Genomic DNA, 15,815 nt, shown 5'->3' on the forward strand with positions numbered 1-15,815 from the left:
GCATCCGCACCCGGCAACGTCACCGCCACCCCAGGAGCAGCCATGCAGCAGGACAAGCACCCCGAATACCACCCCGTCGTCTTCCGTGACCGGGCCGCCGGGTACGCCTTCCTGACCAGGTCCACCGCGACCAGCGACCAGACGATCGAGTGGGACGACGGCGAGACCTACCCCGTCGTGGACGTCGAGATCTCCTCCGAGAGCCACCCCTTCTACACGGGCAAGGCCCGCACGGTCGACACCGAGGGCCGCGTCGCCCGTTTCGAACGCCGCTACGGCGAGGGAATCCGCCGCGCCTCCGAATGAGACCAGGCGGCTGCCCCGCGGAGGAGGGCGCCTCAGATCACGTTCAGCGCCGCCGCGCCGCCGACTCCGCCGAGCACCATGAACGCCGGCATCAGCACCTTGAGCTCCACCCAGCTGCCCGCCCGGAACCGCATGCCCCTGGGCGGGCCGATCGGATACCAGCGCTTGCGGCCCAGCGGTATCGGCCACAGGATCGGGCAGCCCGACACGGTCAGCGCGTCCCCGATGTCGTGCACCAGCGCGCCCAGCACGATCGGCAGGCCCAGCCACAGGTACTCCTGGCCCGGCTCCGTGAACAGCCAGTCCGCGCCGTTGCCGGGCTGGTCCAGGATCCCGGCGAGGATCCAGGCGCTCGTCGCCGCCAGCAGCCACACCAGCACATCGCTGCTCGAACCACGGGTGGCCCGCCACAGCAGGCCCTCGATGGCCAGCACCAGGTGCACGAAGAGGAGCGCGAGCACCGCCCAGCGCCCTCCGGTGATCGCCAGCACCGAGGCGCCTGCGCCGATCAGGACCGCCCAGAGCCAGGTGTGGGTCAGCGTGCGGTGACCGCCGGAGCGGCGCGGGTCGCCCTGCTTCTTGGTCGCCTTGTACACGGCGTAGGAAAGCTTGTCGACGATCCCGCACAGCCAGCGCGACAGCGGTCCGAAGGCGCGCGAGATGGTGGCCGCCTTGTGGTCGAGGTCCGGGGCGAGCGCGGCGCCGGCGCAGATCAGGGCGCCGCACAGCAGAACCGGCCAGGGCATCGAGTGCCCCGCCGCCGTCGCGGCCGCTCCGACACCGAGCCAGGCCGCGGCGCCGGAGAGAGAATGCGCTGGTCCCATCATCGCCGTAGCCCGCCCCGTTCCTGGTGTGCCGCTGTGCAGTTGGCGCTGTGCGCCGACGTCGTGCCGGCGACACAGCGTAGCGTTCGCGATCTTCGTGCGGGCATCCGATTCCCTCATCCGACCGGAGGCCAGGCAAGATGGGGGCGTGACCCTCATCGATCAGCTGCCGCAGACCGCCGACCCCGACGCCCTCTACGAAGCCTTCGAGTCGTGGGCCCAGGATCGCGGTCTCACCCTCTACCCCCACCAGGAGGAGGCGCTGATCGAGGTGGTGTCCGGCGCGAACGTGATCGTGTCGACGCCCACCGGATCCGGCAAGAGCATGATCGCCGCGGGCGCCCACTTCGCCGCGCTGGCCCGCGACGAGGTCACCTTCTACACGGCCCCGATCAAGGCGCTCGTCTCGGAGAAGTTCTTCGAGCTGTGCAAGCTGTTCGGCACCGAGAACGTCGGTATGCTCACCGGCGACGCCTCCGTCAACGCCGACGCCCCGGTGATCTGCTGCACCGCCGAGGTCCTCGCGTCGATCGCACTGCGCGACGGCAGGCACGCGGACGTCGGCCAGGTCGTCATGGACGAGTTCCACTTCTACGCCGAGCCGGACCGGGGCTGGGCCTGGCAGATTCCGCTGCTCGAACTGCCGCAGGCGCAGTTCATCCTGATGTCCGCCACCCTCGGCGACGTCTCGATGTTCGAGAAGGACCTCACCCGGCGCACCGGCCGCCCGACCTCGGTGGTCCGCTCGGCGACGCGGCCCGTGCCGCTCTCCTACGAGTACCGCCGCACCCCGCTCACCGAAACGCTGACCGAGCTGCTCGAGACGCGTCAAGCGCCCGTCTACATCGTGCACTTCACCCAGGCCCAGGCCGTGGAACGGGCGCAGGCGCTGATGAGCATCAACATGTGCTCGCGGGAGGAGAAGGACCGGATCGCCGAGCTGATCGGCAACTTCCGCTTCACGACCAAGTTCGGCCGCAACCTCTCCCGGTACGTCCGGCACGGCATCGGCGTGCACCACGCCGGCATGCTGCCGAAGTACCGGCGCCTGGTGGAGAAGCTGGCGCAGGCCGGTCTGCTGAAGGTCATCTGCGGCACCGACACCCTGGGCGTCGGCGTCAACGTGCCCATTCGCACCGTGCTGTTCACGGCGCTGACCAAGTACGACGGCAGCCGGGTGCGCACGCTGCGCGCGCGGGAGTTCCACCAGATCGCCGGGCGGGCCGGGCGGGCGGGCTTCGACACGGAGGGCTTCGTCGTCGCCCAGGCGCCCGAGCACGTCATCGAGAACGAGAAGGCACTCGCCAAGGCGGGCGACGATCCGAAGAAGCGTCGCAAGGTGGTGCGCAAGAAGGCGCCCGAGGGTTTCGTGGCCTGGTCGGAGGACACCTTCGAGAAGCTCATCGCCTCCGAACCGGAGCCGCTGACGTCGCGTTTCCGGGTGACGCACACGATGCTGCTGTCGGTGATCGCCCGTCCCGGCAACGCCTTCGAGGCGATGCGCCATCTGCTGGAGGACAACCACGAGCCGCGAAAGCAGCAGTTGCGGCACATCCGGCGCGCGATCGCCATCTACCGCTCGCTGCTCGACGGCGGCATCGTCGAGAAGCTGGACACGCCCGACGCCGAGGGCCGTATCGTCCGGCTCACGGTGGATCTGCAGCAGGACTTCGCCCTGAACCAGCCGCTGTCGACGTTCGCCCTGGCCGCCTTCGAGCTCCTGGACCCGGAATCGCCGTCGTACGCCCTGGACATGGTGTCCGTCGTGGAGTCCACGCTCGACGACCCGCGCCAGATCCTCGCCGCCCAGCAGAACAAGGCGCGGGGCGAGGCCGTGGCGGCGATGAAGGCGGACGGTGTCGAGTACGAGGAGCGCATGGAGCGGCTCCAGGACATCACCTACCCGAAGCCCTTGGAGGAGTTGCTCTTCCACGCGTACGACACGTACCGCAAGAGCCATCCGTGGGTCGGCGACCATCCGCTGTCGCCGAAGTCCGTCGTCCGGGACATGTACGAGCGCGCGCTGTCCTTCACGGAGCTGGTCTCCGTCTACGAGCTGGCCCGCACCGAGGGCATCGTGCTGCGCTACCTGGCCGGCGCCTACAAGGCCCTCGACCACACCGTCCCGGACGACCTGAAATCGGAGGACCTGGAGGATCTGATCGCCTGGCTGGGCGAGATGGTGCGCCAGGTGGACTCCAGTCTGCTCGACGAGTGGGAGCAGCTCGCCAACCCGGAGGAGATGACCGCCGAGGAGGCCCAGGAGAAGGCCGACCAGGTCAAGCCGGTCACCGCCAACGCACGCGCCTTCCGCGTCCTGGTGCGCAACGCGATGTTCCGCCGGGTCGAGCTGGCCGCCCTGGACCAGGTCGAGGAGCTGGGCGAGCTGGACGGCGAGTCCGGCTGGGACGCGCAGGCCTGGGGTGAGGCGATGGACAAGTACTGGGACGAGTACGACGACCTCGGCACCGGCCCCGACGCCCGCGGCCCGAAGCTGCTGTTGATCGAGGAGGAGCCGGAGCACGGGCTGTGGCGCGTCCGGCAGATCTTCGACGACCCCAATGACGATCATGACTGGGGCATCAGCGCGGAGATCGATCTGGCGGCCTCCGACGCGGAGGGCCGCGCCGTGGTCCGCGTCACCGACGTCGGACAGCTGTGAGCACAGGAGAAAGGCACCCATGACGAACCCGGCCGAGAAGCTCGTCGATCTGCTCGACCTGGAGCCGATCGAGGTCAACATCTTCCGGGGCCGCAGCCCCGAGGAGTCGCTGCAGCGGGTCTTCGGCGGCCAGGTCGCGGGCCAGGCGCTGGTGGCCGCGGGCCGGACCACGGAGGGCGACCGGCCCGTGCACTCGCTGCACGCGTACTTCCTGCGCCCGGGCCGCCCCGGGGTGCCGATCGTGTACCAGGTCGAACGGGTGCGGGACGGGCGGTCGTTCACGACCCGCCGGGTCACCGCTGTGCAGCAGGGCCGCACGATCTTCAATCTCACCGCCTCCTTTCACAAGCCCGAGGAAGGGAGCTTCGAGCATCAGTTGCCGCCGGCCCGAGAGGTTCCCGACCCGGAGTCCCTGCCGACGGTGGTGGACGAGATCCGGGAGCATCTGGGGGAGTTGCCGGAACAGTTGGAGCGGATGGCGCGGCGTCAGCCCTTCGACATCCGTTATGTGGACCGGTTGCGCTGGACGCCCGACGAGATCAAGGGCGCGGACCCGCGCAGCGCGGTATGGATGCGCGCGGTCGGTCCGCTGGGTGACGATCCGCTCGTGCACACCTGCGCGCTGACGTACGCCAGTGACATGACGCTGCTGGACGCGGTCCGCATTCCGGTCGAGCCGTTGTGGGGTCCGCGGGGGTTCGACATGGCGTCGCTGGATCACGCGATGTGGTTCCACCGGCCGTTCCGCGCGGACGAGTGGTTCCTGTACGACCAGGAGTCGCCGATCGCCACGGGCGGACGAGGGCTCGCCCGAGGCCGGATCTACGACCTTGAGGGCCGGCTGCTGGTGTCGGTCGTCCAGGAAGGGCTGTTCCGGGCGCTGTAGTCAGACGCCTCTGCATCGCCGCAGCCAGTGCAGCAGGCTGCGAGGCCGCTGCGGCTCGGCTGCGTCCCGGCGCGGCTCGGGCAGGGTGTGCACCGGTGCCGACGGGCGGGTGGGACGCGGCGCCTGCCGGTGTTCGCGGGCCTCGGCCAGGGCTGCCGCGAGGTCGGCCCGCAGCCAGTCGATCTCGTCCGCGTCGCTCGCCGTCATGAGCTGCTCGGCGAGCCGCGCGGCCGGTGTTCCTGGGCTGGTGTGGCCGGGCGGTCCCGGCCGGAACCGGTTCAGGTGAGCGCGTTCGTAGAGGTCCTTGACCATGTCGGCGATCAGCGCGGGGTCGAGCAGCGCCGCGAAGGCCCCGGCGCGTTCCCAGGGGTCCTCGGCCTGTCGCAGCATGAATCTGAGGTGGCGTCCGCGCCAGTTGCGGGGGCGCAGGTCGAGCCCTGTGTCCAGTTGCTTCTTCAGCGGCTCGGGCGTGCGCCCGTTGAGCAGCGGGGCGTTCTTCTCGTCCGCGGCGAACTGCCCCACCTCGTCGGCCAGGTAGATCCAGACCAGGGCGCCGTAGCGGTTCACGTAGAAGAGGACCGGCACGATCAGGCCGAGGCGGGCCAGGCGCTTGAACCGCGCCTCGGACACGTCCATGAGCCTGGCCGCCTCGGTGCCGGCCACCGCGCGGACGCCGTCCCGCAGTGTGTCGGGGAAGCCGTCCAGTGAGCGCAGCCGTTCGATCTCGGTACGGGCGACGCGGCGTCCTCCGCCTCCCTCGTCGGGCACGGTGCGGATCCGTCCGAGGTTCACGGCCAGCTCGAACTCACGTCGTTTCAGGCCCAGCTCGCGGGCGGCGTGGCTCGGTGCGAGGCTCGCGCGCCTCGATGCGGTGACGGTGCTGCCTGACATGGTGCCCCCGTGGAGGTTCTGTGCTCACGCTGTGTGCGTTGGCGATGACAGAACCGTAACCGGTCTCGCCGAGATCGCGGCGAGCCTGTGGATAACTCCGCAGGGGTGAGGAACGAGCAGGTCAGGACGGTTCGTTCGGGGTCTGCTGTTCGGGCTTTCGGGCATCGAGCCCGAGGTGCTCGCCGACCCGGTTGACGAGCAGGGTCATCTCGTAGCCGATCTGGCCGATGTCCGCCTGGGCGCCGCTGAGCACGCACAGGCAGCTGCCGCTGCCGGCGGCGGTGACGAAGAGGACCGCCTCGTCGAACTCGACCATCGTCTGGCGCACCTGCCCGGCGCCGAAGTGGCGTCCCGATCCCTTGGCCAGGCTGTGCAGGCCGGACGCCACCGCCGCCAGGTGCTCGGCGTCCTCGCGTCGCAGTCCCGTACTCGCTCCGGTCACCAGCCCGTCGTTGGACAGGACCAGCGCATGCCGCACATGCTCGACGCGTTCGGTCAGGTCGTCCAGCAGCCAGCCCAGTTTCCGGTTCTGCGCCATGGTTCGGTCTCCCCGTGTGCCGACTCCCCCTGGCCGGAGGATCTCTCCGCCAGCCTTCCCCACGACCGGTTCCCGGGCAAGGAGGATGTCGGGCATGGCGGATAAGATGACCGACACCGAGTGGCGCGAGTTCGTCACACACGGCACCCGTACCGCGAAACTGGCCACCGTCCGGGCGGACGGGCGCCCGCACCTCGCCCCCGTCTGGTTCCTGCTCGACGGCGACGAGCTGGTCTTCACCACCGGCAGGGGAACGGTCAAGGGACGCAACCTTGCCCGGGACGGCCGGGTCGCCCTGTGCGTGGACGACGACCGGCCGCCGTTCGCCCATACGGTCCTGGAGGGCCGCGCCCGGATCGTGGAGGATCTGGTGGAGGTCCGGCGCTGGGCGGCCCTCCTCGGCGCGCGGTACATGGGTGAGGAGCGGGCGGAGGAATTCGGCGCCCGCAACGGTGTACCCGGAGAACTCCTCGTCCGGGTGGTGATCGACAAGGTGCCGGCGGAGAAGGGGGTGTCCGACTGAGCCCACTCGCACACGGGTACACCGACGCATAACTCGCTGGTGGGGGATGATGCGGAACATGAGCGACGACCGCACACACGTCCAGGAGTTCTTCGCGGCCCGTGCGGCCGGCTGGGACGGCAGATTCCCGCACGACGGCCCGGCCTACGCGGCGGCTGTCGCCGAGCTGGGCCTGCGCGCGGGTGACCGGGTCCTCGACGCGGGGTGCGGCACAGGTCGCGCCCTGCCACCACTGCGGGCCGCCGTGGGACCCGCGGGGGTGGTCCTGGGGGTGGATCTGACCGCCGCCATGCTGGACGTCGCGGTACGCGCCGGTCGTGATCGTGACGGGCGGCTCCTGCTCGCCGACGTGGCGGCACTGCCGCTGCGTTCCGGCTCGCTCGACGCGGTGTTCGCGGCGGGCCTGGTCGCACACTTGCCCGAACCATTGGCGAATCTGCGGGAGTTGGCGCGCGTGGTGCGCAGCGGCGGTGTGCTGGCGCTGTTCCACCCCATCGGCCGGGCCGCGCTCGCGGCCCGCCATGGCCGCCGGATCACATCCGACGACCTGCGCGCGGAGCCCAACCTTCGCCCGCTGCTGGCGAAGGCGGGGTGGCGCATGACGTCGTACACCGACGAGGACACCCGCTTCCTCGCCCTGGCCGTCCGGGAAGAGTGATGCCCAGGGGTGGGCTCACTCCGCGGCCGAGCCGTCCCTGGCCGGTCCCTCCGCGTGCCGCACAGGGCACCCGCCGAAGCCGGGAACCGGCCAGGTGCCCAAGTCGTTCACCCGGTAGCCGTTGGGGTAGCCCTTGATCTCGCGGTTCTGCCGGGCGTAGTGGGGTGCGCGGCGTGGCGGCAGGAGCCGTACGGCGCGCCCCCTCAGTCGTACGGCGCGACGGACGAGGGCGCGGGTGGCCGGGCCGGGCGGCGGGTAGCGGAAGGCGCGCAGCAGGGGGTCGTCGAGGAGAGCGAGGGTGGCCGTGCGCAGGAGGGGGGCGAGCGGGCGGGGATACCAGGAGGCCATCAGGTCGAGCGTGGCGTCGGAGACGCGGCGTGCGCCCTCGTCCCACGCGAAGTGCGTCTCCTCGTAGGCGTCGAGGTAGGACTCGAACTCCTCGTAGGAGCCCGGGATGCCCTTGATGCCCATGTACCGGCCGAGGGTGGTGTAGTGGACGGTGGAGGCGATCACCTCGTGCCGCGACAGGCGCCGCCAGCCATAGGCGTCGATCCACCGTTTGGGCATCACGACGAACGTGCAGAGCACATAGCGCATGTCGTCGTCACTGATGTCGTAGGAGCGGTGCATCCCGTTGATGCGGCGGATCGCCGTGCGGCCGAGACCGCTGTCGAAGCCGTGCTCGACGACCGTGTCGAGGAGCAGCGATGTGTCGTCGTAGCGCTTCTGCGACCGGTCGGTCAGCTCCGCCGTCTCGGCGAGCAGCCCGCCGATGGAGGGCACCGCGTAGGTGCGGTAGAGGGCCAGCTCGAGCGCGCGGGTGTGGTCCCAGGGGAACTCGTACGCCGCGCTGAGCCGGTAGATCTCCGACGCGTCCTTGTGCGGGTCCATCCGCCGGATCTGCTCGAGCCTCTCGAAACGCCTCACCCTGCCGTCCCCCTTCTGCCGCCGACTCCCTTCAACTCTACGGTGCGTAGCGGTAGATCGACGCTCAGCGAGAGAAGAACTTTCCCACGACGGCCGAGGGCCCGCCCCAACCGGGGTGCAGGCCGGAGCGTTTCACCTCCTCCCGCTGCATCACCGCAGCTCCGGCTGGTCCGGGAGGTCGTGACAAGGGGCTCCCGGGCGCATTAGGGTGCGCGCCGTTGGACGAACTCCTGGGGAGGCTGGGATGGCCGGGACGGACGAGGGCGCCGTCGCCGCCGCGGACGATGCGCTCTATGTGCTCACGGCGGTGCTGCTCACGCCGGCGCAGTTCCCGAGCGTGCTGGGCGACGACTATCCGGAGGCTTGCGCGGCGCTCGGTCTCGCGCCGCTCGCCGACGGCTACGGCCTGGTGCTGGGGCAGGACGGGGACGGCGCGCGGTGGACCGTCGTCACGGACGACGTGTCGCTCGTCGCGGTCGCCATCGCCTCCTGGGACTGCGGCATGGAGTACGACCTGTCCCCCGACGAGCGGTCCGTGGTGGCGGCCCTGCCCGGCTGGCCGCTCGCCGTCGCCGTCGCCGCTCCCCACGTGCCCCCGCCGCACGACCCGGGCCCCGAGGTCGTGGACGGTCCCGTGCTGTGTCCGCCGGACACCGCGGGCTGGGGACCCGCCCAGCGGCGCCTGGGCGCGGACGAGATCGCGCTGCAGTGGGCGGCGTGGCGGGGGCAGATCGACGACTCGCAGTTCGTGCCGTCCGGCGGCGGCTCACAGGGCGGCCCGGGCACATCGGACGGCGCCGAGGCTCCCGACGGGTCCCCCGCCGCCTCCGACGCCTCCTCGGACGAGGACGCCGCGCAGCCGGCCGGGGGCGAGAGCCGGACCCGGATACGGCGGGTCCTCGCGGAGGCCCGGGGTTATGTGGACTCGCCGCCGCCGCTGGGTCGGGTGCGGTCGTCCTTCGCGCCCGGGGACGCGCGGACGCTGCGCGCCGACGGTCCGGGCTGGTCACTGGTGGCCAGGACCGACGACATCGCGTTCGTGCTGCTCGACGAGGCTCCCGGGGAAGTCCTCCCGGTGGGACGGGGACCCGAGCTGCCGGGGCTGCTGGAGGCACTGGACAGGATGGCCGTCCGGCCCAGTTGATCACCCCGGTCGGACGCCCCGACCGATGAATGTCTTGGGCCACCACGCGCGCACCGTGCGGCATGTGGTGCCACTCCATGGATGACGTGAGCGGAGCACCGCACGATGGGGCAGCCCTCGGCCGTGCGGCCGACGGCTCCCGCCCGCTCCGTCCCGTGTGGAGGCCCCCGATGCGTCCGTCCCGTGGTGTTCCCCTACTCAGCGCCGCTCTCGTGGCGGCGGCCCTGGCCGGGCCGGCTCCGGCCGCCGCCTCGGACCCCGGTGACGGCCACTGCGCACGGCAGGACCGGGTGCGGGTGCCGGGCGCGGCCTTCCAGCGGACGGCCTGTCTGCCCGATCTGACCACCACCGGTCTGGCCGGTACGCCGTACACCGATCCGGCCGACCAGACGGGGCTCACCGCCCGTGCCACGCACACGCCGTCCGGAGTGCCCGGGGTGCAGATCGACGGCTACTTCCCGGATTCCTCGCGGTTCAACGCCACGCACGGCTGGCGGCACGACGCGCAGTTCGTGATCCGGTTGCCGGATCGCTGGAACGGTGGTCTCGTCGTCACGGGCGCGCCGGGAACCCGGCGTCAGTACGCGACGGACAAGGCCATCTCCGATCAGGTGCTGGCGCGGGGGTTCGCGTACGCCGCGACCGACAAGGGCAACAACGGCACCGACTTCTACCGGGACGGCGCCAGGCCCGGGGACGCGGTCGCCGAGTGGAACATGCGGACGACCCAGCTCACCCGCGCGGCCCGCAGGGCAGTCGCCCAGCGCTACGGGCAGGCGCCGCACCGCACCTATATGACCGGCATCTCCAACGGCGGCTATCTCACCCGGTGGCAGCTGGAGAACCATCCGGAGCTGTACGACGGCGGAGTGGACTGGGAGGGCGCGCTGTGGACGGCGCACGGGCCCAACCTGCTCACCTCCCTGCCCGCCGCGGTGGCCCGGAGCGTGGGCTCGGCCTCGGACGAGGACCTTTACCGGGTCGGCTTCGCGCGCGGTTCGGAGTTCCTCTGGCCGTACCACGAGAAGGCCTACTGGGGCGTCACGCAGAAGACGTACCGCGCCGAGTTCGACCCCGCCTACGACCCGGACTGTCCGGGAGCGTCGGCCGGGAGCACCCTGGACGAGATCCTGGCGCCGTGCGCGTCCGACGCCGCCTACGACTACGCCTCGCGGCCCGCGTCCGTCCGTCGCGCGGTGGCCGAAGTGGCCCTGACCGGCCGCGTCGGCAAGCCGCTGATCACGGTGCACGGCGATCTGGACACCCTGCTGCCGAAGGCCGCCGACTCCGACGTGTACGCGCGCATGGTCGACCGGAGCGGGCGGGGTGCCCTGCACCGCTATTACACGATCGAGGGCGGAACCCATGTCGACGGGCTGTACGACACCCACCCCGACCGGCTCCGGCCGATCCTCCCCTGCTACCTGACGGCCTTCGAGGCGCTGGTGACCTGGGTGGAGCGGGGCGTCCGCCCGCCCGCGGACCGGACCGTCGGCCGGCCCTCGGGCGGTGACGTGGTCAATGCCTGTGCGCTGGACGGCAGCGCCGCCGGGAGCCGGTGACCTTCAGCGGCCGAGTTCCTTGCGGGAGACACGGCGCAGCCGACGCCGCTGCGAGGGGTCGAGCGTGAGGTAGGCGGCGGCCGGGACGCCCAGCACGATCAGCAGCGCTGCCCACAAGGGGAGCCAGATCGTCAGGATGAGCCCGACCGCCACACCCCCTGCGGCGATCTTCGCCTTCTTCGACATGTGTGTCGCCTCCTTCGCGGCCGGTGCCGCTCTCTGTCCGGAAGAACGCGCCCGCGCCTCGGCCGGTTCCGCGTCCGACCCCGAGGGCACCCTGAGAGATCCCTGACGTCCTCCCCTAGACCTCCTGCATGTGTCGGACACCACACTCTCAGATCGTCAGCCGACCAGTGAAGCGCTGTATCCTCGGCGACTCCAAGCCAGTAGTCAAATTTGAGGAATCAGTCATCGCTGCGCAGACATTCCCCGCGCCATCCCCCTTTGACATCTCCGAACCGGACCGGTGCCGTGCCGTGTTCCTGCCCGGCGACCCGCCCCGCGCCGGCCGAGTCGCGTTCTGGCACGGTGACGGCACTGCCCCACGGACTCAGGAGACGGGCAGCGCAGAAGAGTTGACCGTCGTCGTGCCGGACGGCGAGACCGTCGAGCCCGTGACCGTGCCGTCCGTCGTGCTGCCGGTACGCGCGGCACTGCCCGTCCTCACGCGCGCGCGTGTGTCCGCGGACGGGCACCGGTCGGCCGTCTTCTGGGGCGCGGCCACCCTGCTCGGCCTGCAGTTCGCCGCGCGCGGCCTGCTGTTGCCCGGCCTTTCGGCGGGCGGCCATGACGCCTGGCGCACGGGTCCCTTGGGCTCGGAGGACGTCGAGGCCGTCCGGCGGCTCGCCGCCGCCATGCCACCGGAGGCGCATGCCACGCCCCTCGGCGGGACCGGCGACACCCAGGCAGCCGGAGCGGACGGCCCCCTCCGGCTGCCCGACCCGGAACTGCTGCTGCGCGCCTTCCTGGACGCGATCGCCGACACGCTGCCCCGCTCCCCGGCGGCCACACTGGTGACCGGCGGTCCCGCCTACGCGGCGACCGAGCCGCAGCACCTGCCCGAACTGCGGGATTGGGCTGCCGACGTCGCGGCGGGCCACGATGCGGGCGTGCGCATCTCGCTGCGCGTCGAGGCGCCCGGCCTGACGGACACCACTCCGCAGGAGTCGGCGCCCGCCTTCCGCGCCGTGCTCCAAGTGCACAGCCTGAGCGATCCCGCTCTGGTCACGGACGCCGCCGAGGTGTGGACCGGGACCAGTGCCGCCGCCCGCGCGTTCGGCGCCCGTGCGCGGATGGACGCCCTGCTGGCGCTGCGGCGCGCCGCACGGGCGTGGCCGCCGCTCACTCCCCTGCTGTCGGCCGCGGTGCCGGACACCGTGGACCTGGCCGACGAGGAGGTCGCCGAACTCCTGGGCAAGGGCGCCGCGGCGCTCGCGGGCGCCGGCGTCGAGGTGCACTGGCCCCGGGAGGCGGCCCGCGGGCTGACCGCGCGGGCGGTCGTCGGTCCCCCGCAGGGGCGAACGCGTCTGCTCTCGGACGGACCGTCGTTCCTTTCCGCCGACGCGCTGTTCGCCTTCGACTGGCGGTTCGCCCTGGGCGACCGGCAACTGACACGCGAGGAACTGGACCGCCTCGCGGAGGCGAGCCGTCCCCTCGTCCGGCTGCGCGACCAGTGGGTACTGATCGACCCTCGGCAGGTACGCAGTGCCCGCGCCCGGCAGAACCGCAGGATCGCACCCGTGGACGCGCTCGGCGCCGCTCTGACGGGCTCCGCGGAGGTCGACGGCCACCGCGTCGAGGTGGAGCCGACGGGCCGGCTGGCGGAGCTGCGGGAACGGCTCGCGGACCCCGAGGCGCACGAGCCCGTCGAGCAGCCTGCCGCACTCGCCGCCGACCTGCGTGACTATCAGCGGCGGGGACTGAACTGGCTGGCCCGGATGACGTCCCTCGGGCTGGGCTGCTGCCTCGCCGACGACATGGGCCTGGGAAAGACGATCACGCTGATCGCGCTGCACCTGCACCGGCAGTGCGACCCGGACTCCGCCGGGCCCACCCTGGTGGTGTGTCCGACATCCCTCATGGGCAACTGGCAGCGGGAGATCGAGCGGTTCGCCCCGGGCACGCCGGTGCGCCGTTTCCACGGGGCGGGGCGTGACCTGGACGGTCTGGCCGACGGGGAGTTCGTGCTCACGACGTACGGCACGATGCGGCTGGACCGGGCCCGGCTGTCCGAGGTGACGTGGGGGCTGGTCGTGGCGGACGAGGCGCAGCACGTCAAGAACCCCTACTCCTCGACCGCGCGGGAGCTGCGTGCCATCGGCGCACGCGCGCGCGTGGCGCTCACGGGCACGCCGGTGGAGAACAACCTGTCGGAACTCTGGGCGATCCTCGACTGGACCACGCCGGGGCTGCTCGGCCGCCTCGGCGCCTTCCGCGCGCGGTACGCGCGGGCGATCGAGGACGACCGCGACCCCGCCGCCGCGGAACGGCTGGCCCGGCTCGTCCGCCCGTTCCTGCTGCGGCGCCGCAAGTCGGACCCCGGGATCGCGCCCGAGCTGCCGCCGAAGACGGAGACCGACCGTGCCGTGTCCCTCACCGACGAGCAGGCGGGGCTGTACGAGGCGGTGGTGCGGGAGACCCTCGCGGCAATCGCCGGTGCCGACGGCATGGAGCGGCGGGGGATGATCATGAAGCTCCTGACCGGGCTGAAGCAGATCTGCAACCATCCGGCGCAGTACCTCAAGGAGGAGCGTCCCAGGATCGCCGGTCGCTCAGGGAAGCTGGAGCTGCTGGACGAGCTACTCGGCACGATCCTCTCCGAGGACGCGAGCGTACTCGTCTTCACGCAGTACGTGGGCATGGGACGGCTCCTCGAACGGCACCTGGCACAGCTCGGCGTGTCCGCGCAGTTCCTGCACGGCGGGACGTCCGTGGCCGAGCGGGAAGCGATGGTCCGGCGGTTCCAGGACGGTGACGTGCCCGTCTTCCTCCTCTCGCTCAAGGCGGCGGGCACGGGGCTGAACCTCACCCGGGCCGAGCACGTCGTGCACTACGACCGCTGGTGGAACCCGGCCGTCGAGGCACAGGCCACGGACCGCGCCCACCGCATCGGCCAGAACCGGCCCGTGCAGGTGCACCGGCTGATCGCCGAGGGCACCATCGAGGACCGCATCGCCGACATGCTGAGCCGCAAACGGCAGCTTGCCGACGCGGTGCTCGGTTCGGGCGAGGCCGCGCTGACCGAGTTGACGGACGCCGAGCTGGCCGAACTGGTCGAGCTGCGAGGAGGCACGCGATGAACGGGTACCGCGACTGCGGCGGGCGCACCACCGGCCGACCCGGCGAAGTGGAGCGCACCTTCGCCGCGCTGCCGCCCGCGCGGGGGCGTGGTTTCGCGCTGACCTGGTGGGGCCGGGCGTGGCTGAAGGCGCTGGAGGAGGCGGCGCTGGACGGGGAGCAGGTGAGGACCGGTCGTCGGCTCGCGCGCGCGGGGGCCGTGGGAGCGGTGTCGGTGCGGCCGGGGCGCATCACCGCCGTCGTGCAGGACCGGGACGGCACGGGGCACCGGGCCGATGTCCTCCTCGCCGAGCTGCCGGCCGAGCAGTGGGACCGTTTCCTGGAGATGACCGCGGAGCGTGCGGGGCATGTCGCCGCGCTGCTCGACGGGGAGATGCCACCGCACCTCGTGGAGGACGCGGCGGCGGCCGGGGTGGACCTGCTGCCGGGGACGGGTGATCTGGAGCCCGAGTGCGACTGCGGCGCCTGGGACCACTGCGGGCACACCGCGGCGCTCTGTTACCAGGTGGCGCGGTTGCTCGACGAGGACCCCCTCGTGCTGCTGCTGATGCGGGGGCGCGGCGGGCGTGCCCTGCTGGCGAACCTCCAGTCACGCGGCGCCGAACCCCGCGAGGAGACCGCGGCACCGCCCGGTGTGGACGCCGGCGAGGCGTACGCGGCCGGTGACATCCTCCCGCCGCTTCCCGCCCTGCCCGAGCTGCCGTCCGAGCCGGGACTCCCGCCGTCGCTCGACACCGGGACGCGGCCCGCACGACCGGTGGATCCGGCGGCGCTGGAGTTCCTGGCGGCCCGGACCGCCGTGGCGGCATACCGGCTGCTGGCCGAGTCCCTGCACGCCGGACCCGGACTGCTGCCCGAGGGCGCGGAACCGACGGTCGGCCAGGATGCCGTGCGGCTGGCCGCCGGTACTCCCGAGCGGGCCGTCGTGGACCGGCTCGCCGAAGGGTCGGGGCGCAGCAGGAAAGAGCTGGCGTCGGCCGTCCGGGCGTGGCGGTACGGAGGCGTCACCGCGCTCCGTGTGCTGGAGGAGGAGTGGGACGTGCGGGGCGAAGCGTGGGCACGCGCGTGTGCGGCCCTGGACGCGGCCTGGGACGAGGGCGAACGGCCCGCGCTGTGTGTGCACGGCAACCGGTGGACGGTCGCCGACGGGTCGGCCCAGCTGCGTCTGGGCCGTGACGGCCGCTGGTGGCCCTACCGCGCGGAGGACGGCCACTGGGTGCCGGCCGGGGGCGGGGCCCACGACCCGGCCACCGCGCTGGCCTCGCTCGGGCGCGACCCGGGGGAGGAAGCGCTCTGAGCCACCGCGGGCCCCGCGCGGAGGGCGTCGCGGACCTGTTGAGTCCGTGACGTTCCGCGCGGGGGCGCCGAAGGGTCGGCCGGGCCGACTGCTCAGCCGCGGGCGGCGAGGAGGTGGTCCATCGCGAGCTGGTCCAGACGCTCGAAGGCCATACCGCGCGCGGCGGCGGCGTCGACGTCGAACTCCTCGAACGAGGCGCGGTCCCCGAGCAGCGCCTGCAGACCGTCGTCGGCGGTGGGGCGGGCCAGTTCGTCCAGACGCGCGGCGCGCAGGGCCTCCTGGACCTCCGGGTCCGCGCGG

14 protein-coding genes and 1 pseudogene are annotated in these 15,815 nt (G+C 72.2%); 9 read left to right on the plus strand and 6 right to left on the minus strand.

Annotation, left to right across the window (positions count from 1 at the left end; all coding sequences use genetic code 11):
* Positions 1-42 precede the first annotated feature (42 nt).
* Positions 43-306: a type B 50S ribosomal protein L31 gene (locus ACZ6KF_RS10920; RefSeq protein WP_356630389.1), complete on the plus strand. Its 264-nt coding sequence runs from the start codon at positions 43-45 to the stop codon at positions 304-306.
* 32 nt (positions 307-338) lie between these two features.
* Here ACZ6KF_RS10920 and ACZ6KF_RS10925 read toward each other — a convergent pair whose 3' ends face one another.
* Positions 339-1,133 carry a metal-dependent hydrolase gene (locus ACZ6KF_RS10925; protein WP_356630433.1) on the minus strand — a complete coding sequence of 265 codons (795 nt, stop codon included), beginning with the start codon at positions 1,131-1,133 and terminating at the stop codon, positions 339-341.
* A gap of 94 nt (positions 1,134-1,227) precedes the next feature.
* Between ACZ6KF_RS10925 and ACZ6KF_RS10930 the strand changes: the two genes are divergently transcribed.
* Both ACZ6KF_RS10930 and ACZ6KF_RS10935 read left to right on the plus strand, forming a co-directional pair.
* Positions 1,228-3,792, plus strand: coding sequence for a DEAD/DEAH box helicase (locus ACZ6KF_RS10930; protein WP_469159454.1), 2,565 nt, complete (start codon positions 1,228-1,230; stop codon positions 3,790-3,792).
* Between the two features lie 19 nt (positions 3,793-3,811).
* Entirely contained in the window at positions 3,812-4,678 is an 867-nt protein-coding gene (locus ACZ6KF_RS10935) for an acyl-CoA thioesterase (protein ID WP_356630393.1), read from the plus strand.
* Here the strand turns inward: ACZ6KF_RS10935 and ACZ6KF_RS10940 are convergent, their stop codons facing one another.
* Together ACZ6KF_RS10940 and ACZ6KF_RS10945 are read right to left on the minus strand one after the other, a co-directional pair.
* Positions 4,679-5,569 carry a DUF6397 family protein gene (locus ACZ6KF_RS10940; RefSeq protein ID WP_469238144.1) on the minus strand — a complete coding sequence of 297 codons (891 nt, stop codon included), beginning with the start codon at positions 5,567-5,569 and terminating at the stop codon, positions 4,679-4,681.
* A gap of 121 nt (positions 5,570-5,690) precedes the next feature.
* Positions 5,691-6,107, minus strand: coding sequence for a roadblock/LC7 domain-containing protein (locus ACZ6KF_RS10945; RefSeq protein WP_356630397.1), 417 nt, complete (start codon positions 6,105-6,107; stop codon positions 5,691-5,693).
* Between the two features lie 94 nt (positions 6,108-6,201).
* Between ACZ6KF_RS10945 and ACZ6KF_RS10950 the strand changes: the two genes are divergently transcribed.
* The gene (locus tag ACZ6KF_RS10950) at positions 6,202-6,630 is read left to right on the plus strand and encodes a PPOX class F420-dependent oxidoreductase (protein ID WP_356630399.1); all 429 of its coding nucleotides are present in this window, start codon (positions 6,202-6,204) and stop codon (positions 6,628-6,630) included.
* 58 nt (positions 6,631-6,688) lie between these two features.
* Positions 6,689-7,288 carry a class I SAM-dependent methyltransferase gene (locus ACZ6KF_RS10955; protein WP_356630401.1) on the plus strand — a complete coding sequence of 200 codons (600 nt, stop codon included), beginning with the start codon at positions 6,689-6,691 and terminating at the stop codon, positions 7,286-7,288.
* A 15-nt stretch (positions 7,289-7,303) separates the two neighbouring features.
* Here the strand turns inward: ACZ6KF_RS10955 and ACZ6KF_RS10960 are convergent, their stop codons facing one another.
* Entirely contained in the window at positions 7,304-8,215 is a 912-nt protein-coding gene (locus tag ACZ6KF_RS10960) for an oxygenase MpaB family protein (protein ID WP_356630403.1), read from the minus strand.
* A 244-nt stretch (positions 8,216-8,459) separates the two neighbouring features.
* On the opposite strand from ACZ6KF_RS10960, the gene ACZ6KF_RS10965 reads away from it, so the two are divergent.
* Both ACZ6KF_RS10965 and ACZ6KF_RS10970 read left to right on the plus strand, forming a co-directional pair.
* A complete protein-coding gene (locus ACZ6KF_RS10965) occupies positions 8,460-9,359 on the plus strand; it encodes a hypothetical protein (protein WP_469159457.1) in 900 nt (299 codons plus the stop codon).
* A gap of 170 nt (positions 9,360-9,529) precedes the next feature.
* Positions 9,530-10,921: a tannase/feruloyl esterase family alpha/beta hydrolase gene (locus tag ACZ6KF_RS10970; protein WP_469178011.1), complete on the plus strand. Its 1,392-nt coding sequence runs from the start codon at positions 9,530-9,532 to the stop codon at positions 10,919-10,921.
* Positions 10,922-10,924: 3 nt separating this feature from the next.
* On the opposite strand, the gene ACZ6KF_RS10975 is transcribed toward ACZ6KF_RS10970, so the two are convergent.
* Positions 10,925-11,107, minus strand: a complete 183-nt coding sequence (locus ACZ6KF_RS10975; protein WP_356630409.1) for a hypothetical protein — start codon at positions 11,105-11,107, stop codon at positions 10,925-10,927.
* 224 nt (positions 11,108-11,331) lie between these two features.
* On the opposite strand from ACZ6KF_RS10975, the gene ACZ6KF_RS10980 reads away from it, so the two are divergent.
* Both ACZ6KF_RS10980 and ACZ6KF_RS10985 read left to right on the plus strand, forming a co-directional pair.
* Positions 11,332-14,220 (plus strand): DEAD/DEAH box helicase, encoded by a 2,889-nt coding sequence (locus ACZ6KF_RS10980; protein ID WP_469238154.1) that lies wholly within the window; start codon positions 11,332-11,334, stop codon positions 14,218-14,220.
* Positions 14,217-15,515, plus strand: a complete 1,299-nt coding sequence (locus ACZ6KF_RS10985) for an SWIM zinc finger family protein (RefSeq protein ID WP_469178013.1) — start codon at positions 14,217-14,219, stop codon at positions 15,513-15,515. Before ACZ6KF_RS10980 ends, ACZ6KF_RS10985 begins: the two co-directional genes overlap by 4 nt.
* Before the next feature lie 92 nt (positions 15,516-15,607).
* Here the strand turns inward: ACZ6KF_RS10985 and ACZ6KF_RS10990 are convergent.
* Positions 15,608-15,815, minus strand: a pseudogene (locus tag ACZ6KF_RS10990) (xylose isomerase); the annotation flags it as partial.

It is taken from the genome of Streptomyces sp. NPDC046379, assembly GCF_055587785.1.